The sequence below is a fragment of the Kitasatospora sp. NPDC059146 genome (assembly GCF_042786665.1).
Lineage (GTDB): Bacteria > Actinomycetota > Actinomycetes > Streptomycetales > Streptomycetaceae > Kitasatospora.
Map to the genome: position 1 here is coordinate 19,226 of NZ_JBHZCY010000043.1, position 19,176 is coordinate 38,401.

Sequence of the window (19,176 nt, forward strand, 5' to 3'; positions counted from 1 at the left end):
TAAGTGAGCAGCGAACCGCTCGGCCAGTACGGGGCCCAGTACGCCCAGCCGTACGTGCACCAGCGCCGCACCTACCTGATCGGCAAGGCCCGCCCGAACGCGGTGATCGGCCGCAACCGGGAGTCCGGGGAGATCATCCTGATCATCTTCGGGGCGTTCCTCGGGATGCTCTGGGGCCTGCTGATGCCGGTCCTGGCGCTGCGGATCGCCGGTCTGATCGGCCTGCCGCTGCTGGCCATCGCGGCGGTCTACGTGCCGTACCGCAAGCGGACGTTCTACCGGTGGGTGGAGATCAACCGCACCTACCGCCGGACGGTCCGCAGCGGGCGCGGGCTGTGGCGTTCGGACGCGATGGACGCGGGCACCCGGATGGACGGCCGGGAGGTGGAGGTCGGTCCGCCGCCCGGGGTGGGGCGGCTGCGCTGGCTGACCGCGCCGTTCGGGCCGGACGAGGTCGGGGTGCTGATGCACCTGGAGCGGCGGACGGTGACGGCCGCGATCGAGATCGAGGGCCCGGGCGTCGGGCTGCGCGACTCGGAGGACCAGGAGGCGCTGGTCGACCGGTTCGGCACGCTGTTGAAGCACGTCGCCAACGGGGACGGCTTCGTGACCCGGCTGCAGATCCTGGCCCGCACCCTGCCGGCCGACCCGGACGCCCACGCCAAGGACGTCGAGCGCCGCGGCGACCACGACGCGCCGCGCTGGCTGCAGGACTCGTACGACCAGCTGCAGTCGATGGTGTCGACCTCCTCGGAGCAGCACCGGGCGTACCTGGTGGCGTGCATGCACTACACCCGGGACCTGGCCGCCGAGGCGCACGCGATGGGCCGCACCGCGACCGGCGGGCGGGCCCGGGACGACGACGGGCTGGCGGCCGTGATGGCCCGCGAGCTGACCGACATCTGCGCCCGGCTGGCCGAGGCGGACATCCGGGTGCGCCAGCCGCTGGGCCAGGCCCGGCTGTCCTCGCTGCTGCACTCGATGTACGACCCGGACCACCCGATCGACCACATCCAGGCGATGTCCCGGCGCAACGCCTGGCCGGCCGAGCTGGACGCGACCCACCCCCAGTACCTGACGGCGAAGACCCGGGAGTCGGTGACCCGGGAGCCGTGGTGCCACGCCACCGCCTGGGTCAAGGAGTGGCCGCTCACCCCGGTGGGCGTCAACTTCCTGGCGCCGCTGCTGGTGCACACCCCGGACGTGATCCGGACGGTGGCGGTGACGATGGACCTGGAGCCCACCGACGTCGCGATCGAGCGGATGCTGACCGAGAAGACCAACGACGAGGCGGAGGCCAGTCGCGCGGCCAAGATGAACCGCACGGTCGACCCGCGCGACCTGGCCCACACCGGCCGGGTGGACCAGCGCGGTGACGACCTGGCCTCCGGCGCGGCCGGGGTGAACCTGGTCGGCTACATCACGGTCTCCTCGCGCAACCCCGACGCGCTGGCCCGTGACAAGCGGACCATCCGGGCCTCGGCGGGCAAGAGCTACCTCAAGCTGGAGTGGTGCGACCGCGAGCACCACCGGGCCTTCGTCAACACCCTGCCGTTCGCCACCGGCATCCGCCGCTGACCCCCGCGCCGGTCCTCCGGGACCGGGCCCGTCCACCCACCGCGCCCGTCCACCCACCGCGCCACCCCGTCCACCCACCGCGCCCGTCCACCCCTCGCCGGCACCAGGAGGCCACCCATGGCGATCGGCAACCTCACCGACGCGTTCACCAGCCTGATGTTCGGCAAGGTGGAGACCACCCGGCTGCCGGTGCGTACCTCCACCGGTCAGGCGCAGGCGGTCTACCTGCCCACCGCCGCACCGGGGTTGGGCGACTCGGGCGTGATCATCGGGCGTGAGGTGTACAGCGGCAAGGGGTACGTCTACGACCCCTTCCAGCTGTACGGGCAGCAGCTGCCCGCCCCGCACTGGCTGGTGCTGGGGGAGTCCGGCAACGGCAAGTCGGCGCTGGAGAAGACGTACGTGCTGCGGCAGTTGAGGTTCCGCGACCGGCAGGTCGTGGTGCTGGACGCGCAGGGCGAGGACGGCGTCGGCGAGTGGAACCTGATCGCCAACGCGCTGGGCATAAAGTCGATCCGGCTGGACCCGATGGCGGCCAGGGACGGCGGGGTGAAGCTCAACCCGCTGGATCCGGCGATCACCCAGACCGGCCAGCTGTCGCTGCTGCGCACCATCATCGAGGTGGCGATGGGGCGCGGCCTGGAGGAGCGGGCGGGCTTCGCGTTGAAGGCCGCGCACGCCCATGTGGTCGCCTCGGTGACTGACCGCCAGCCGGTGCTGGACGACATCATCGACACCCTGCGCAGCCCCGAGCTGTCCTCGGTGGAGTCGCTGGGCGTGGCGGTGGACGAGGTGCAGTCCTGGGGCCTGGACGTGGCGCTGGTGCTGGACCGGCTGGTCGACGGCGACCTGCGCGGCATGTTCGACGGCCCGACCACGGACGGCATCGACCTGGACGCGCCGCTGATCGTCTTCGACCTCTCGCACATCGACCGCAACTCGATCGCGATGCCGATCCTGATGGCGATCGTCGGGGTGTGGCTGGAGCACACCTGGATCCGGCCGGACCGGAAGAAGCGCATCTTCCTGGTCGAGGAGGCCTGGCACATCATCAACAGCCCCTTCGTGGCGCAGCTGTTCCAGCGGCTGTTGAAGTTCGGCCGCCGGCTCGGGCTCTCCTTCGTGGCGGTGGTGCACCACCTGTCGGACGTGGTGGACGGCGCGGCGGCCAAGGAGGCGTCGGCGATCCTGAAGATGGCCTCCACCCGGACGATCTACATGCAGAAGGCCGAGGAGGCGCGGGCCACCGGCCGGGTGCTGGGCCTGCCGCGCTGGGCGGTGGAGATCATCCCGACCCTGTCGCCGGGCATCGCGGTCTGGGACGTCAACGGCAACGTGCAGGTGGTGAAGCACATCATCACCGACACCGAGCGGCCGCTGGTGTACACCGACCGCGCGATGACCGAGGACGCGGTGGCCGAACGGGTGCGGGCCGAGCGGCACTTGGCGGCCGAGCCGGGGGTCTGAGCAGGCGCCGCCGCCGGGGGCGGGCCGGGGACCGGGCCGCGGGCGTCGGGCGGGGCCGGGGGGATCGTGTGCAGGCGGTCCGTCCCGGTCTGACGGCGGTGGTTCGTCAGCAGGTAATCCTCTCGTTACGTTCGACATCCTGACAGCTACGCGCGTTGACCCTAGGCTGCACTCGCGCAACACATTGCCCACGCGCCGGCGCGCTCCGCCGCCCGCGTGCTCCTCCGAGGTGCAGGGGATCCCTCATGCTCACCGTCAGATCCCGACGGGCGGCGTTCGCCGTCGTCGCCGCCGCAGGTCTGTTCGGCACGGTGGTCGTGCCGACGGCCGCTCAGGCCGCCGACGCCAACGCCAAGCGTCACAAGACCGTCAACCTCCAGCTGCTGGCGATCAACGACTTCCACGGGAACCTGGAGCCCCCGGCGGGCTCCTCCGGCACGATCAAGGAGATCGACCCGGCCACCGGCAAGGAGGTCTCGACCCCGGCCGGCGGCATCGAGTACCTGGCCACCGAGCTGCGCAAGGCGCGGATCCCGGCCGACGACTCGATCACCGTCGCGGCCGGCGACATCGTCGGTGCCAGCCCGCTCACCTCGGCGCTGTTCCACGACGAGCCGACCATCGAGGCGATGGACAAGCTCGGACTGGACGTCACCTCGGTCGGCAACCACGAGTTCGACCAGGGCGCGACGGAGCTGCTGCGCAAGCAGGAGGGCGGCTGCCACCCGACCGACGGCTGCTACGAGCCCGGCCGGACCTTCAAGGGCGCCAACTTCAACTACCTGTCGGCCAACGTCACCGACGAGCAGTCCGGCAAGCCGCTGCTGCCGCCGTACTGGGTGACCAAGTCGCAGGGCGTCAAGATCGGCTTCATCGGCGTCACCCTGGAGGGCACGCCGAACATCGTCACCGCCGAGGGCGTCAAGGGCCTCAAGTTCGCCAACGAGGTCACCACGATCAACAAGTACGCCGCGGAGCTCAAGGCCAAGGGCGTCAACTCGATCGTCGCGCTGATCCACGAGGGCGGCTACCCGGCCAGCGGCGTCTACAACTACGACTGCGGCGCGGCCGGTCAGGGTATCTCCGGCCCGATCGTCGACATCGCGAAGAAGATCGACCCGGCGGTCGGCGCCATCGTCACCGGCCACACCCACAACGCGTACGCCTGCAGCATCCCCGACCCCAACGGCGTGCCGCGCTCGGTGACCAGTGCCGCCTCCTTCGGCCGGCTGTTCACCGAGATCGACATGAAGCTGGACAAGACCACCGGCGAGATCGTCCGCCCGTCGGTCAAGGCCGAGAACCACGTGGTGCGGCGCACGGTCGAGAAGGCCCCGGACATGACGGCGCTGATCGACCACTACTCCAAGCTGGCCGCCCCGAAGGCCAACCGGCCGATCGGCTACATCGCCTCGGACATCAACGGCCGGGGCAGCAGCGACCTGGAGAAGCCGCTCGGCGACGTGATCGCCGACGCGCAGCTGGAGGGGCTCGCCCCGGCCGACAAGGGCGGCGCCCAGGTGGCCTTCATGAACCCGGGCGGGCTGCGCTCCGACCTGGTCTATAAGGCCTCGGGCAGTGAGGGCGACGGCGTGGTGACCTACGGCGAGGCGTTCACCGTCCAGCCGTTCACCAACATGATGCAGGTCAAGACGCTGACCGGCGCCCAGCTGGTCCAGCTGCTGCAGCAGCAGGTGAGCGGTCTCAACGACGCGGCGCCGAAGATCCTCCAGGCCTCCTCGAACCTCCACTACACCCTGGACATGCGCAGGACCGGCGCGGCCCGGGTGGTCCTGGACTCGATCCGGCTGAACGGCGCACCGGTCGACCCGGCCGCCAAGTACCGGGTCGCCGCCAACGAGTTCCTGGCCGGCGGCGGCGACGGCTTCCCGGCCTTCGCGGCCGGCACCGACAAGCTCGTCGGCGCCTCCGACCTGGACGTCTTCACGGCCTACCTGACGGCCCACAGCTCGGCGGCCTCGCCGTTGAAGCCGCCGGCGCAGGACCGGGTCAAGGTCCTCGGCCCGGGCAGCGACATCGACTGACCGAGAGCCGGACACCGGCCCCGGTGACGGGGCCCTGGGACGGGCGGGGCGCTGTCGGGGCGCCCCGCCCGTCCTGCCGTTCCCGGCGGCTACTCGGGGGCGGGGCCGCCGGGAAGTCGTACGGTCGCCAGCGCGCCGGGGCCGCCGTCCTGGGCCGGGCCCAGCGTGACCTCGCCGCCCGCCTCCCGGACGCTCTGCGCGACGATCGACAACCCCAGGCCGGAGCCGGGGAGTTGACGCGAGGACGGGGAGCGCCAGAACCGGTCGAAGACGTACTGGAGCTCGTCCGGTGGAATGCCGGGACCGTGGTCGCGGACGGTCAGCACGCCCTGCTGGAGCCGGACCTCGATGGTGCCGGCGGGCGGGCTGTACTTCACCGCGTTGTCCAGCAGGTTGATCACGGCCCGCTCCAGGCCCGCCGCGTCGCCGTGCGCGTACCAGGGCTCGACGGTCGTCTCGAAGACCAGCCCCGGGCCGCGGAGCTTCGCCCGCTCGACCGCGCGCCCGGCGATCTCGTGCAGGGCGACCACGGTCAGGTTCGGGCCGGCCTTCGGGGTGTCGGGGCGGGAGAGCTGGAGCAGGTCGCCGATCAGCACGGTGAGTTCCTGCATCTGGGCCTTCATGTTGCCCAGCAGCTTGGTCTTGGTCGCCGGGGGCAGCGGGCGGCCGGTGTCGTTGCTGCGGATCAGCAGGTCGACGTTGGTGCGCAGGGAGGTGAGCGGCGTCCGCAGCTCGTGGCCCGCGTCGGCGATCAGCCGGGTCTGGCGCTCGCGGGAGTTGGCGAGGGCGGTGCTCATCGAGTTGAAGGACGTGGAGAGCCGGGCGATCTCGTCGTCCCCGTTCACGGGGATGGTGCTGCCGACCTCCTCGGTGCGGGCGATGTGCTCGACGGCGTCGGTGAGTTGGTCGACCGGCTTGAGGGAGGAGTGGGCGACCAGGCGGCCCGCGACGGCGGCGAGCAGGATGCCGCCGAGGGAGACGGCGCCGAGGAGGATGGCGAGGCCCTGGAGGGATTCCTCGATGGGCTGGGTGGGGGAGGCGACCATCAGCAAGGCGGGCCGTGGGCCGAAGTGGGTCAGAGCGATCCTGACGACGGCGGGCCTGCCGTCGGTGAAATGACCGTCGCGGATGATCGATTGGCCTGGCTTGAGTTTGAAGCCGGCGACGTCGTTTGCCTGGACGGCGATCGCCTTGGTCGCGTAGGGGGGTAGGCACACTCCCATCGGATTGGCCACGACGTACTGGGTGTCCCTGCCGACGGCTCCGATGTTCTCCGGTGCGCTGCTGCCGTGCTGGGCCTGTAGGGCCGATTCGGGGGTGGCGTAGCAGAGCGGGTCGAACCCTCGGGGAGCCATGGGCAGCGGCGCGTTCGCCAGGTCGGAGCGGGCCTGGTCGTACAGCTGTCTCTCCACGATGAACCAGCACGCCAGTGCCGACAGCGCGATGGCCACGGCCACCGCGGCCGCAGTCATGAACGTGAGGCGGCCGCGCAGCGAGCGGGAGCGGTACCACTGGACCACGCGCTGGCGTCTGCCGGGCACCACCCGCGGCGGGGCCAGCGGCGGGGGCGGAACAGCGTTCACGCGCTGGTGCCGGCGGCCGGGCGGAGGGCGTAGCCGACGCCGCGGACGGTCTGGATGAGGCGCGGCATGCCGCCCTGCTCGGTCTTGCGGCGCAGGTACATGACGTACACGTCCAGGGAGTTGGAGGAGGGCTCGAAGTCGAAGCCCCAGACCGCCTTGAGGATCTGTTCGCGGGTGAGGACCTGCCGCGGGTGGGAGAGGAACATCTCCAGCAGCATGAACTCGGTGCGGGTGAGTTCGACGGGCTTGCCGCCGCGGGTGACCTCGCGGGTGGCGGTGTTCATCCGCAGGTCGGCGAAGGCGAGGACCTCGCTGTCGTCCTCGGCGGCGGCGCGGGCGGCGGCCTCGGTGGCGAGGGCGTTGCGGCGCAGCAGGGCGCGGACGCGGGCGAGGAGTTCGTCGAGTTCGAAGGGCTTGGCGAGGTAGTCGTCGGCGCCGACGTCGAGCCCGGTGACGCGGTCGCCGACGGCGTCGCGGGCGGTGAGCATCAGGACGGGGACGGTGTCGCCGCGGGAGCGCATCCGGCGGACGGCGGTGAGGCCGTCCATCCGGGGCATCATGATGTCCAGCAGGACGAGATCGGGCTTGTCGCGCTCGACGGACTCCAGGGCCTCGTAGCCGTCGGTGGCGGTGGCGACCTCGTAGCCCTCGAAGGCGAGGCTGCTCTCCAGGGCGTCCCGGAGGGCGGGTTCGTCGTCGACCACGAGGAGCCGGGCGGAGGGGTGGCCGGCCTCGGCGGGGGTGCGGTCGTCGGCGGACGGGGTCATGGGCTGCTGCCCTTTCTCGTCGGGTGGAGGGCCCGCTGTCGGGTCTGCTGGGTCTGCTGCTGGTGGCAATTGTCCGCCTCGCGGACGTTCACCGGTTCCTACGGATTGTGGCTCACAGGCTCTGGCCGGATTCGAGCTTCGGCAGGACCTGCTTGATGTCGTTCATCGGGATGGCGAAGCCGAGGCCGACGCTGCCGGCGCCGCTGCTGCCCGAGGAGCCGGAGCCGCTGGGCGCGTACATCGCCGAGTTGATGGCGATGACCTGGCCGTTGGCGTTGATCAGCGGGCCGCCGGAGTTGCCGGGGTTGAGGGCGGCGTCGGTCTGGAAGGCCTTGTAGGTGGTGCTGCTGCCGCTGTTCTGCTGCTGCTGGGCGCCGCCGCCGCGCAGGCCGGGCACGCCGGGCAGGAACGGGAGGCCGAAGCCGCCGTTGCCACTGGTGGAGCCCTCGTCGAGCTGGACGGTGACGTCGCGGTTCTCGGCGCTGATGATGCCGGAGGTGACGGTGCCGGTGAGGCCGTCGGGGTTGCCGATGGCGACGACCGGGTCGCCGATGGCGACGGTGGAGGAGTCGCCGAGGACGGCGGGGGTGAGGTTCTTGGCTCCGCCGGCGGTGATCACGGCGACGTCGAGGTTCTTGTCGGTGCCGGTCACGGTGGCGGGGGCGGTGGAGCCGTCCTTGAAGGTGACGGTGATCCGGCCGCCGGCCGACGCGCCGTCGATCACGTGGAAGTTGGTGAGGATCTGGCCGTCGGCGTTGAGGACGACGCCGGTGCCGGTGGCGGTGCCGTTGCTCTCCTTGACGGTGATCTGGACGACGCTGGGCGAGACGGCGGCGGCGATGGCGGGCACGTTGGCGGTGCCGTCGGTGCGGGCGGAGACGGGGCTGGCGATCGTTCCGACCCGGTTGTCGGAGGACTGCCGGTCGGCGGCGATGACCCCGCCGGTGACCCCGCCGATGACGGCGGCGATCGCGGCGACGGCGGTCACCAGGGCGAGCCGCCCGCGCAGCAGTCCGCGCCGGGCCCGGCCGCCGTGGCGGCCGGGGCCCTCGGAGTCGGAGGGGTGGCCGAGCAGCGTCGGGGGCTCGGGCGGCATCGGCGGCGGCGGGGGCGTCGCGCCGAAGGCGGCACCGGAGTGGTCCTGGTGCTGGCCGTACCCGGAGTACGGGTCGGTGCCGTCCTGGTGGTGGCCGTACCCGGTGCGCGGGTCGGTGCCGTCGGTGTCGGAGCCCAGCACGGTGCCCTCGATGACGCGGGGCTCGTACGGACCGTACTGCTCGCTGGGGTTGTGCCGCTGTTCGCTCATGCCGACCAAGTTCCGCCCGGTGGATGAGGACGGGATGAGAAGCGGCTCAGAACGCGGCGAGAAGCCCGTTGACTTCTCATAAAGCCTGGTCAGGCAGCTCTTGGAGCGGAACCGGCGGTTCCGCTCCGGCTAGTCCAGCGGGGCCCGGTCGGGTGCGGCCCCGTCGCAGCCGCAGGAACGGCGGATGACCAGGCGGGACGGGAACTTGCGGACCCGCTCGGTGTCCGAACCGGGCACCATCAGCGAGTCGTCCAGCACCAGGTCCACGGCGGCCCGGGCCATCGCGTCGCGGTCGGAGGCGACGGTGGTCAGCGGCGGGTCGGCGAGCGCGGCCTCGGGCACGTCGTCGAAGCCGGCCACCGCGAGGTCCTCGGGGACGCGCAGGCCGACCTCGCGGGCGGCCCGCAGCACGCCGATCGCCTGGTCGTCGGTGGAGCAGAAGACGGCCCGCGGCCGGTCGGGCGAGCGCAGCAGCCGCAGGGCGACGTCGTACGCGCCGTAGCGGTGGAAGGGGGCGTCGATCAGGTGCGGCTCGGTGGGGATGCCGTGGGCGTCCATGGCGCGCTGCCAGCCCTCGACGTGGTCGATGACCGGGTCGCCGGGGGCGGGGGACTCCACCGGGCCGCCGAAGCAGGCCACGTACGGGTGCCCGTGCACCTCCAGCAGGTGGCGCACGACGGCCTCGGCGCCGCCCACGTCGTCGGTGACCACCGCGACGTCGTCGATCGCCTCGGGGCGGCGGTGCAGCAGCACCACCTTCGCGCCCTCCATCGCGGCGAACTCCTCGGCGGCGCGCTGGGAGGGGCCCTGGCTGACCAGGATCAGCCCGGAGACCCGCATGCCGAGGAAGGCGCGGACGTAGTGGACCTCGCGGTCGTCGACGTAGTCGGAGTTGCCGATCAGGACGAGCTTGCCGCGCTCGGAGGCGGCCCGTTCGACGGCGTGGGCCATCTCGGCGAAGAAGGGCTGGCGGGCGTCCGGGACGACCATGCCGATCAGGTTGGTCCGGCGGGAGGCCATCGCCTGGGCGACGCTGTTCGGCCGGTAGCCGAGCTGTTCGATCGCCGCGAGGACCTTCTCCCGGGTCGCGGGCGCGACCGGGCGCGGCCCGTTGTTGATCACGTAGCTGACGACCGCGGTCGAGGTCCCAGCCAGTCGGGCTACATCGTCGCGCGTCACCTTGGCCACGGGGGGAGTCTACGCGTGTGGTCCCCGGGGCGGCAGTGGGAGCTGGGGCCGTTCCGGGGCGGGACCGGGAGCAATCCGGACGAGCCGGACGGGCCGACGGCCCGCCCGGCCCGCCCGGCTCCCCGGGCCGGTCCCCGTCAGGCCTCCAGTGGGGCCGAGGGGCGCTGGGCGAGGTCCGGACGCTCGCTCTTGTCGGCCTTCTCGGGGACGACGAAGCGGTAGCCGACGTTGCGCACGGTGCCGATCAGCTGTTCGTTCTCCACGCCGAGCTTGGCGCGCAGCCGCCGGACGTGCACGTCCACCGTGCGGGTGCCGCCGAAGTAGTCGTAGCCCCAGACCTCCTGGAGCAGCTGGGCCCGGGTGAAGACCCGGCCGGGGTGCTGGGCGAGGTACTTGAGCAGCTCGAACTCCTTGAAGGTGAGGTCGAGCGCCCGGCCCTTGAGCTTGGCGGAGTAGGTGGCCTCGTCGACCGAGAGGTCGCCGTTGCGGATCTCCATCGGGCTGTCGTCGGCGGCGACCTGGAGGCGGCCCAGTGCGAGCCGCAGCCGGGCCTCGACCTCGGCCGGGCCGGCGGTGTCCAGCAGGACGTCGTCGATGCCCCACTCGGCGGTCACGGCGGCCAGGCCGCCCTCGGTGACCACCAGGATCAGCGGGGAGCCGATGCCGGTGGAGCGCAGCAGCTGGCACAGGCTGCGGATCTGCGGCAGGTCGCGCCGGCCGTCGACCAGGATGACGTCCGCGCTGGGGGTGTCGACCAGGGCGGATCCCTCGGCGGGGGCCACCCGGACGTTGTGCAGCAGCAGGCCGAGGGCCGGTAGCACTTCGGCGGACGGCTGCAGTGCGTTGGTGAGGAGGAGGAGTGAACTCATACCCGGGGGTCCCCTTTCCGGGTCGTCGCGGTCGCGCCCAGGCTGCCGCCGCAGCCGGTGGGCGCAGGTGCTGAGGGGAGGGGGAAGGACGCCCCGGGGGTCTCGTGGGAGCACTCGGCGCACCGGGGGTCCCGCAACCCGCGGCGCACCGTTTCTGCCCTGTTCATCCCGCGAACCCTCCGGTCTGGTCCGGTCCCGGGTGGCGGCCCGGTGCCGGGTGGCGACACCCCGGCAGGCCCGGCACGTCCTTGTGCCGCGAGAGCGGGGCGGTTCCCGCGACGCGCCGGGGGTGGGCCGACGAATCGCACGAACGTCCGTACTGGCGTCCTGAAAGCACAAAAGGACCCGGGGGCGACTCTGCCCGGATCCCTCTTGGAGGTCGAGGATAGCCGACCGCTCCGCGTGCCGGGAGTGCGCGAATCCGACGGTTCGCCCAATCCGGGCGTGCGCCGGGTGAGCCTGGCCACAGCTTCGAGCGCCGCTGCGGGCCGGTCGGGCCAGGGCGATTGCCGCTCGCACCGGCGGACACGCCATCATGGGACGCACATCGGCGGCGCTGCCCGGGTCCATCGTTCGGGTGGTCGGGGCACGCTCCGGTGGCGAGCCGGACCGGGTCACCGGGGCCGGGCGAGGACGAACGGAATGGGGTGGCCCGATGGGCGCGACCACCGAGCCCGCGAGCGGCGCCCGGGCGCGCGGGACGATCCGCTACTGGGCGGCGGCGAAGTCCGAGGCCGGGCTGGCCGAGGAGCCGTACGAGGCGGCGACCCTGGCGGAGGCGCTGGCCGCGGCCCGGCAGCGGCACGCCGACCGGCCGAAGCTCGTCCAGCTGCTCGGGCACTGCTCGTACCTGGTCGACGGCGCGCAGGTCGGCGGCCGGGACCACGCGACGGTGGCCCTGACCGAGGGCGGGACGGTCGAGATCCTCCCGCCGTTCGCGGGAGGCTGAGCGGCGTGACGGACATGAACGACCCGAACCACGGCGGCGGCCACGGCAACTGGCCGCAGCAGCCGCAGCAGCCGCAGCAGCCCTATCCGCATCCGCAGCAGTACCAGCAGCAGCACGCGCCGCGGCACCCGCAGCAGCCGCAGCACCCGTACGGCTATCCGGTGGACGACGCCGACGCCACCACCGTGCTGCCGCCGGTGCCCGCGCTGGACGACGCGGCCGCGACCACCCTGCTGCCGCCGGTGCCCCCGATGGACGACGCGGCGACCACGCTGCTGCCGCCGGTGCCCCCGATGGACGACGTGGCGGCCACCACGCTGCTGCCGCCGGTGACGGTCTCCGGCGCGATGCCGGTCGCCCCGCCGCCGCAGTACGGCCGGCCGCCGGTGCAGCAGCCCCCGGCCGCGCAGCCGTACCCGCCGCGGGGCCCGGCGCAGCCGTACTCGCAGCAGCCTCCGGCGGCGCAGCCGTACCCGCAGTCGTACCCGCCGCAGGCCCCGCCGCCGCCCTCCCGGGCGCGGCACGCGGCCCCGGCCGGGGCGCCCGCTCCTGCGCCGCGGACCGCCCCGCAGCAGGGTTTCCCGCAGCACGGTGCCCCGCAGGGCGCGCCGGTCGGGCATCCCGCGGCCGCGGTGCCGCCCGGCGGCATGCCGCCCGCGCCGCCCGTCGGGGCGCCCGGCGCCGGGCCGGGCTTCGACCCGCCGACCATGACGCTCAAGCGCCCGGACCTGCCCGCCGCCCCGGCGTACGGCGCCGTCCCGGCGCAGCCGGTGCCGGGCCTCCCGTTCCCGGGGGCCCAGCCCCCGGCGGCGGCCGCGGCCCCGGGCGGTCGGACCGGTTCGCCGATCATCGACCCGGGCCTCCAGCCCGCCCTGATCACCGCCGCCGTGGCCGCGCTGCTGGCCGGCGGTGCCGCGCTGGGGCAGGTGGCGCTGGCCCTGGTGGTGGCGGCGCTGCAGCTGCTCACGGCGGCCGGCTGGTTCCGGCTGAACGGCATGTGGCCGGCCCGGCAGGGCATCCTGCTGGCCGCGCTGTCCGGGCTCACCGCCGATGTGGCGGTGCTGCTGGCGGACGCCGACAGTGGTGCGGCGGCCGTGGTGGGCGCCCTGGGCGGGTTCTTCCTGCTGGTGCTGGTGCTCCAGACGTTCCGCCCGTCGGACCCGAAGGAGCGGTTCTACGCGCTGACGGTGCTGGGGTCGGCCACCGTGGTGACGGCGCTGTGCACCACTCTGCTGCTGGCCGACTGGGTGCCGGCGGGGGTGGGCGCGGTCGCGCTGGCCACCGTGCTGGCGGCGGCTCCGCTGCCCGGGCCGAAGCAGCTGGGCCCGGTGCTGGGTGTGGTCGCCGCGGTGCTGCTGGGCCTGCTGGTGGGTGCGCCGCCGGCGCTGGGCGTGCTCGCCGGCCTGGGGGCGCTGGTGGGCCGCCGGGTCGCGGCGTACGACTTCCCGTCCCGCTTCGTGCACATGACGGCGGGCGTGGCGCTGCCGCTGGCGGTGGCCGCGCCGCTGATCTGGATGGCCACCGGGCTGCTGGCCGGCTGAGTCGGGTACGTCACGACCGCGTCCCGTCCCGGAACCACCGTCCGGGGCGGGACGTCGTACGGTCGTGCGGGAGGGTCGCGCCCGGCGCGGCTCCGGGACGGACGACGGCGACCGGCGACGACGGGGGACACGATGCGCGGATGGCTGAAGGCGACGATCGGCCTGGTGGTGCTCTCCGGGCTGCTGGTGGGCGCGGACCGGATCGCGGTCGGCGTGGCCGAGGACGAGGCCGCCGACCAGCTGGTGAAGAACGGCCGGATGAGCCAGCGGCCGGACGTCACGATCGAGGGCTTCCCGTTCCTCACCCAGGTGGTCTCGAAGAAGCTGGACGACGTCCGGATCTCCTCGGACGGGCTGACCGTCCGGAACAACGGGCAGCAGGTGGCGCTGCACTCCTTCAAGGCGAAGCTGTCCGGGGTCGAGGTGAGCGACAGCCTGAACAGCGCCACCGTGGACAGCGGCGCCGGCAGCGGCGTGATCAGCTACCAGGACCTCGCCCAGCTGCTGCCCCCGGCCTCCCAGCTGATGGGCGGCGCCTCGCTGCCGGTCGGCGGCAACGCCCGGTTGAGCCTGTCGTACGGCGGCCCGGGCAAGGTCAAGGCCTCGCTGGGTCCGGTCTCGGTGGGTGAGGCCACCGTGCACAACACGGGCAACACCATCACCGTGGACGGTCTCAAGCTGAGCTCGCTGGCCGAGATGGTCGCCGGGCTGGGCAACCGGAAGATCGAGCCGGCGAGCTTCACCCTGGACTCGATGCCGGCCGGCCTCCAGCTGGCCGCGAAGGACGGCGTGGCGCCGCTGCCGGAGGGCCTCCAGCTGTCCTTCGAGGGCAAGGACGTCAAGCTGCTGGGCTGACCCGCTGCCCGCCCGCTGCCCGCCCGCCGGCCGCCGCCGGCCGTTCCGAAGGGGCACCCCCCGTTCCGCTCCGCGAGACGCGCTGTCCAGCGCGGACCGCGGGGCGGTGTCGTTTCCGCCCGTTGTGGGCCGTCGGCGGGGGCCCGCCCGGCGCCCGGCGGGCCGCGCCCAGGGCGAATCCCAGTATCCGGTCGTTCTGGTCTCGGCATTCGATACGCTGATGACAGCGGGCCTCCGGTGTCCTTAGCATCGTCGGCATGAAGCGACAGACGGATCTCACGAAGCGGCGGGCGGTCGACCTGTGCCGCGTGGCCGCCTGTCTGTGTCGAATGCGCTGAGTCGGCATCCTGGCAGGGCAGTTCGTGCCCGCCGCCGACCTTCCGGTGACCTCGTCCGGCCCTCGGGGCCGATGGTCCCCGCCGTGCTCCGCAGTCCTCCGCCCGGTCGTCCCGGTTCTCCTCCTCCGTCCCATCATTCGGACAGGATTTCGGACCGCCTCCGTTCGGGCACCCCGGCAGTACCCCGGCAGCACCCCCGCTGAGCAGCTGAGCAGCACCTTCCGCAAACCGCCCTCGGATGGAGAACACCACCATGAGCCGCAGCGACGTCCTGGTCGACGCCGACTGGGTCCAGGCCCGCCTGGACGACCCGAAGGTCGTCATCGTCGAGGTCGACGAGGACACCTCCGCGTACGACAAGAACCACATCCGCAACGCCGTCCGGATCGACTGGAAGCAGGACCTCCAGGACCCGGTCCGCCGCGACTTCATCGACCAGGCCGGCTTCGAGGCGCTGCTCAGCGCCAAGGGCATCGCCAACGACGACACCGTCGTCCTGTACGGCGGCAACAACAACTGGTTCGCCTCGTACGCCTACTGGTACTTCAAGCTGTACGGCCACGGCGACGTCCGCCTGCTGGACGGCGGCCGCAAGAAGTGGGAGCTGGACTCCCGCGACCTGGTCGCCGAGGTCCCGGCCCGCCCGGCCACCGCGTACCAGGCGCAGGCCGTGGACTCCTCGATCCGCGCCTTCCGCGACGACGTGATCGCCGCCATCGGCACCCTCAACCTGGTCGACGTCCGCTCGCCCGACGAGTTCTCCGGCAAGCTGCTCGCCCCGGCCCACCTCCCGCAGGAGCAGTCGCAGCGCCCCGGCCACGTGCCGAGCGCCCGCAACATCCCGTGGGCGAAGAACGCCAACGACGACGGCACCTTCAAGAGCGACGACGAGCTCAAGGCCCTCTACGAGGCCGAGGGCATCGACCTGGCGAAGGACACCATCGCCTACTGCCGGATCGGCGAGCGCTCCGCGCTCACCTGGTTCGTGCTGCACGAGCTGCTCGGCCAGGAGAACGTGAAGAACTACGACGGCTCGTGGACCGAGTACGGCAGCCTGGTCGGCGTGCCGATCGAGCTCGGCAGCAACTGAGCCCCCGGCTCGACCCGTAAGTCAGAAGGAGACAGACATGTGCGGTGCGAAGGCCGGCGGGCCGGACCTGGCAGGAGTTGACGTGGCGAACGAGACGATCATCCAGGGTTCGGTGACCCGCGACGGTGAGCCGGTCAACGGCTACGTCCGGCTGCTGGACGAGAACAACGAGTTCACGGCCGAGGTGCCCACCTCGGCGACCGGCCAGTTCCGGTTCTTCGCCCGCCCGGGCAAGTGGACCCTGCGGGCGCTGGTCCCGGGCCAGACCGTGGACCGTCAGGTGGTGGCCTCCCAGGGCACCGCCGTCGAGGTCGCGATCGCGGTCTGACCGGCACGGACGATCACGCCGAGGGCCCCTGCCGCGCGGGGGCCCTCGGTCGTACCGTGGAAGACGTGCAGACGAGGCGTCGGCGGCGCTACTACTACGCCATGATGGGCGTGTGCCTGGGCCTGTTCGTCCTGGCCTGGGGCGTGGTGCGGTTCTTCTCGGTGGGAGCCGCGGTGGGACTGTGCGTGGTCGCGATGGTCATCCCGCCGGCCGCTGCGGTGTTCGCCAACAAGCGGGACCCGGACGACGACTGGTGGAACGACCCGCGCTGGGAGGACCCGAAGTGGGACGAGCCCGGCCACGACCGGGACCGCCCCGACCGGGACCGCCCCGACCGCGAGGAACGCCCGTAGGGCGTCAGTAGACGAGCGCCTGGACGTTGTCCGCCATGATCTCGCTGACGAAGACCTGCGCCCCCGCGATCCGGACGCCCTCGACGGTGTCCTTCTGGGTGATCCCGCGCCGGGCCGCGCACTGGGTGCACAGCGTCACCGAGCCGGAGGCCAGGATCGACTCCAGCAGGTCCGGCAGCGGTGCGGCGTGCGGCAGCTCGAACTCGGCGGCCCTCCCCGGCACCGCGAACCAGGAGGACTCCCCGGTCAGCCACAGCGAGACGTCGATCCCGCTGGCGACGGCCACGGCCGCCACCGTGAAGGCTTGTGAGCACCGCTCGGGCGCGTCCGCACCGGCGGTCACCTTGATGACGAGCTTCTTCGACATGGCGCCACCTTAGAGGTCCCGCCGCCCCCGTCCGCCGTCATCGTGGAATCCCGTGGGCAAACCTTGAACGGCGCCCCGGGGGAGGCGGCGCGGCGGCTACGCTGCGGCGCGGAAGCCGACGTGGTGGGGCTCACCGCGACCGACCGTAGCCCTCCGGATAGAGTGGGCGCGAGCAAAATCCACCACACTGTCGCCGCCTGGGAGCCCCCCGTGTCCGGTCTGGAAATCTTCTTCGACGGTCTGCTGGCCCTGATGGCCGTGCTGATCACCTGGTTCGCCATCTTCTCGGTGATGAAGCTGTACCAGGGCCAGCGCTGACCCTGCCGTACGGTTGAGGCAGACCGCACCGACCACGACAGCGACCAGGAACATGATCGAGATCCCCTCTGACCTCCACAGGGACGTCGTCCCGCTCGCCTTCCTCCTCGGTACCTGGGAGGGCGCGGGCGTCTACGCCCCTCTGCCCAATGAGGCGGGCCCCGGCACGGAGAAGTGCAACTTCGGCCAGGAGATCGTGATCCGCCACGACGGCCGCCCCTTCCTGGAGTTCCGCTCCCGTACCTGGGTGCTGGACGAGGAGGGCGAGAAGGTCCGTCCGCTGGAGAACGAGCACGCCTTCTGGCGCATCACCAGCAACCACGACGGCACCAGCGGCGTCCGCGGGATCGAGATCTCCTCGGTCCGCGACGACGGCACGGTCGAGATCTGGTACGGCGAGCTGGCCGACGGCAAGCCGCAGGTCGACGTCTCGACCGACGCGGTGGCCCGGATCGAGGGCTCCCCGGAGTACTCCGGCGGCAAGCGGCTGTACGGCTTCGTCAACGGCGAGCTGCTCTGGGTCGGCGAGAAGGCCGCCCCGAACGTGCCGCTGCGCCCGTACATGTCCGCGCAGCTCAAGAAGGTGCTCAGCCCGGCCCAGCTGATCAAGGACATCAACGACCTGCCGGACGACGGCATCGCCTTCTTCAAGTAGGCCCGTCCCGGGACGTTCTGCGCACGAGGTAGGGACCGGCCGCCGGCCGGTCCCTACACTTGTCCCAGGACCCCCGACCTTGGCAGGGACAGAAACCGTGGCGGACACCGGCACCACCGACTGGCAGCTCTCGGGCGACTGGAAGACCGACCTGCGCGAGCGCGGCTACCGCCTCACGCCGCAGCGGCAGCTGGTGCTGGAGGCCGTGGACGCCCTCGACCACGCCACCCCCGACGACATCCTCTGCCACGTCCGCAAGACCGCCAGCGGCATCAACATCTCCACCGTCTACCGGACCCTGGAGCTGCTGGAGGAGCTGGGCCTGGTCTCGCACGCCCACCTCGGCCACGGCGCCCCGACCTACCACCTGGCCGGCCGCCACCACCACCTCCACCTGGTCTGCCGGGACTGCGAGAAGGTCACCGAGACCGACACCGAGATCGCCCAGCCGCTGGTCGACCGGCTGCGCGAGCAGCACGGCTTCGACACCGACCTCAAGCATTTCGCCATCTTCGGCCGCTGCGCCGACTGCGCCGCCGGGCGGGCCGACGAGCGGTCGTAAGCTGGCCGGTATGACCGGTGTGAAGAGCCCGCTGCTTGCCCTGCCCGGAGCCGTCCCCGCCGAGGGGGCCGACGAAGGCGTCGCCGCCCACTACGGCGACATCTTCCGCGAGCAACGGAACCTGTCCCGGGGCACCGGCTTCGTCGACCTCTCGCACCGCGGTGTGCTCACCGTCACCGGTGCGGACCGCCTCGCCTGGCTGCACCTGCTGCTCACCCAGCACGTCAGCGGGCTGGAGCCGCAGCACGCCACCGAGGCGCTGGTGCTCTCCCCGAACGGGCACGTCGAGCACGCCCTCTACCTGGTCGACGACGGCACCACCACCTGGGCGCACGTCGAGCCCGGCACCCAGGAGGCGCTGATCGGCTACCTGGAGAGCATGAAGTTCTTCTACCGGGTGGAGGTCGTCGACGCGACCGCCGACTACGCCGTGGTCCACCTGCCGGCCGGCTCCACCGGCTCCGTCGAGGGCGCCGCCGCCGTCCGCGAACTCCCGTACGGCCGCGACCTGTTCGTGCCGCGCGCCGAGCTGGCGGAACGCACCGCCGGGTACGGCCCGGCGGCCGGCGTCTGGGCCTACGAGGCGCTGCGGATCGAGGGCCACCGGCCCCGGCTCGGCTTCGAGACCGACCACCGGACCATCCCGCACGAGGTGGACTGGCTGCGCACCGCCGTCCACCTGCAGAAGGGCTGCTACCGCGGCCAGGAGACCGTCGCCCGGGTGCACAACCTGGGCCGCCCGCCGCGCCGGCTGGTCTTCCTGCACCTGGACGGCACCGAGGAGACGCTGCCCCCGCACGGCACCGAGGTGCGGCTGGCCTCCGACCCGGACGGCCGGGCGCTGGGCCTCGTGACCTCCTCGGCCCGGCACCACGAGCTGGGGCCGATCGCGCTGGCGGTCGTCAAGCGGAACGTGCCGGTGGACGCGGTGCTGCTGGCCGGCACGGTGCCGGGCACCCAGGACGTGATCGTCCCGCAGTAGGCCGGGCAGGGTCCGGGGCGGGGCCGGGGTCTCAC

Annotated in this window: 19 protein-coding genes; 13 read left to right on the forward strand and 6 right to left on the reverse strand. The window is 72.5% G+C overall.

Features of this window, described 5'->3' with window-relative positions:
* Window positions 1-3 precede the first annotated feature (3 nt).
* The 3 genes from ACFXPX_RS19830 to ACFXPX_RS19840 all read left to right on the forward strand — a co-directional run bounded on the left by ACFXPX_RS19830 (window position 4) and on the right by ACFXPX_RS19840 (window position 5,090).
* Window positions 4-1,578: an SCO6880 family protein gene (locus ACFXPX_RS19830; protein ID WP_375888799.1), complete on the forward strand. Its 1,575-nt coding sequence runs from the start codon at window positions 4-6 to the stop codon at window positions 1,576-1,578.
* A 117-nt stretch (window positions 1,579-1,695) separates the two neighbouring features.
* Window positions 1,696-3,045, forward strand: coding sequence for an ATP-binding protein (locus ACFXPX_RS19835; RefSeq protein WP_375888796.1), 1,350 nt, complete (start codon window positions 1,696-1,698; stop codon window positions 3,043-3,045).
* A gap of 245 nt (window positions 3,046-3,290) precedes the next feature.
* Entirely contained in the window at window positions 3,291-5,090 is a 1,800-nt protein-coding gene (locus tag ACFXPX_RS19840; RefSeq protein ID WP_375888793.1) for a bifunctional metallophosphatase/5'-nucleotidase, read from the forward strand.
* A gap of 89 nt (window positions 5,091-5,179) precedes the next feature.
* Here the strand turns inward: ACFXPX_RS19840 and ACFXPX_RS19845 are convergent, their stop codons facing one another.
* The 5 genes from ACFXPX_RS19845 to ACFXPX_RS19865 form a co-directional block, all read right to left on the reverse strand.
* Window positions 5,180-6,610 (reverse strand): ATP-binding protein, encoded by a 1,431-nt coding sequence (locus ACFXPX_RS19845; protein ID WP_380642496.1) that lies wholly within the window; start codon window positions 6,608-6,610, stop codon window positions 5,180-5,182.
* A 59-nt stretch (window positions 6,611-6,669) separates the two neighbouring features.
* Window positions 6,670-7,440, reverse strand: a complete 771-nt coding sequence (locus ACFXPX_RS19850; RefSeq protein ID WP_375888789.1) for a response regulator transcription factor — start codon at window positions 7,438-7,440, stop codon at window positions 6,670-6,672.
* Between the two features lie 112 nt (window positions 7,441-7,552).
* Window positions 7,553-8,746: a S1C family serine protease gene (locus ACFXPX_RS19855; protein WP_380642497.1), complete on the reverse strand. Its 1,194-nt coding sequence runs from the start codon at window positions 8,744-8,746 to the stop codon at window positions 7,553-7,555.
* A gap of 129 nt (window positions 8,747-8,875) precedes the next feature.
* Window positions 8,876-9,934, reverse strand: coding sequence for a LacI family DNA-binding transcriptional regulator (locus tag ACFXPX_RS19860; protein ID WP_360241551.1), 1,059 nt, complete (start codon window positions 9,932-9,934; stop codon window positions 8,876-8,878).
* 137 nt (window positions 9,935-10,071) lie between these two features.
* Window positions 10,072-10,803, reverse strand: a complete 732-nt coding sequence (locus tag ACFXPX_RS19865) for a winged-helix domain-containing protein (RefSeq protein WP_375888784.1) — start codon at window positions 10,801-10,803, stop codon at window positions 10,072-10,074.
* A 655-nt stretch (window positions 10,804-11,458) separates the two neighbouring features.
* On the opposite strand from ACFXPX_RS19865, the gene ACFXPX_RS19870 reads away from it, so the two are divergent.
* The 7 genes from ACFXPX_RS19870 to ACFXPX_RS19900 all read left to right on the forward strand — a co-directional run bounded on the left by ACFXPX_RS19870 (window position 11,459) and on the right by ACFXPX_RS19900 (window position 16,257).
* Entirely contained in the window at window positions 11,459-11,752 is a 294-nt protein-coding gene (locus ACFXPX_RS19870; RefSeq protein WP_375888782.1) for a MoaD/ThiS family protein, read from the forward strand.
* A 5-nt stretch (window positions 11,753-11,757) separates the two neighbouring features.
* A complete protein-coding gene (locus ACFXPX_RS19875; RefSeq protein ID WP_380642498.1) occupies window positions 11,758-13,293 on the forward strand; it encodes a hypothetical protein in 1,536 nt (511 codons plus the stop codon).
* Between the two features lie 132 nt (window positions 13,294-13,425).
* Window positions 13,426-14,148: a DUF2993 domain-containing protein gene (locus tag ACFXPX_RS19880; RefSeq protein WP_375888778.1), complete on the forward strand. Its 723-nt coding sequence runs from the start codon at window positions 13,426-13,428 to the stop codon at window positions 14,146-14,148.
* A 257-nt stretch (window positions 14,149-14,405) separates the two neighbouring features.
* Window positions 14,406-14,486: an Ms5788A family Cys-rich leader peptide gene (locus tag ACFXPX_RS19885; protein ID WP_350517234.1), complete on the forward strand. Its 81-nt coding sequence runs from the start codon at window positions 14,406-14,408 to the stop codon at window positions 14,484-14,486.
* 253 nt (window positions 14,487-14,739) lie between these two features.
* Complete coding sequence (locus ACFXPX_RS19890; protein ID WP_375888776.1) at window positions 14,740-15,576, forward strand: sulfurtransferase; 837 nt, start codon at window positions 14,740-14,742, stop codon at window positions 15,574-15,576.
* A gap of 37 nt (window positions 15,577-15,613) precedes the next feature.
* Window positions 15,614-15,904 carry a DUF1416 domain-containing protein gene (locus ACFXPX_RS19895; RefSeq protein WP_030288989.1) on the forward strand — a complete coding sequence of 97 codons (291 nt, stop codon included), beginning with the start codon at window positions 15,614-15,616 and terminating at the stop codon, window positions 15,902-15,904.
* 101 nt (window positions 15,905-16,005) lie between these two features.
* The gene (locus tag ACFXPX_RS19900) at window positions 16,006-16,257 is read left to right on the forward strand and encodes a hypothetical protein (RefSeq protein ID WP_380592331.1); all 252 of its coding nucleotides are present in this window, start codon (window positions 16,006-16,008) and stop codon (window positions 16,255-16,257) included.
* Window positions 16,258-16,261: 4 nt separating this feature from the next.
* Here the strand turns inward: ACFXPX_RS19900 and ACFXPX_RS19905 are convergent, their stop codons facing one another.
* On the reverse strand, window positions 16,262-16,624 hold the full coding sequence (locus ACFXPX_RS19905) for a DsrE family protein (protein WP_375888771.1): 363 nt from the start codon (window positions 16,622-16,624) through the stop codon (window positions 16,262-16,264).
* Between the two features lie 370 nt (window positions 16,625-16,994).
* Here ACFXPX_RS19905 and ACFXPX_RS19910 point away from each other — a divergent pair, with 370 nt between their 5' ends.
* From ACFXPX_RS19910 to ACFXPX_RS19920, 3 genes are all read left to right on the forward strand, one after another.
* Window positions 16,995-17,597 (forward strand): FABP family protein, encoded by a 603-nt coding sequence (locus tag ACFXPX_RS19910; RefSeq protein WP_375888866.1) that lies wholly within the window; start codon window positions 16,995-16,997, stop codon window positions 17,595-17,597.
* Window positions 17,598-17,676: 79 nt separating this feature from the next.
* Entirely contained in the window at window positions 17,677-18,159 is a 483-nt protein-coding gene (locus ACFXPX_RS19915; protein WP_375888768.1) for a Fur family transcriptional regulator, read from the forward strand.
* A gap of 19 nt (window positions 18,160-18,178) precedes the next feature.
* The gene (locus ACFXPX_RS19920; RefSeq protein ID WP_375888864.1) at window positions 18,179-19,141 is read left to right on the forward strand and encodes a YgfZ/GcvT domain-containing protein; all 963 of its coding nucleotides are present in this window, start codon (window positions 18,179-18,181) and stop codon (window positions 19,139-19,141) included.
* Window positions 19,142-19,176: the final 35 nt, after the last annotated feature.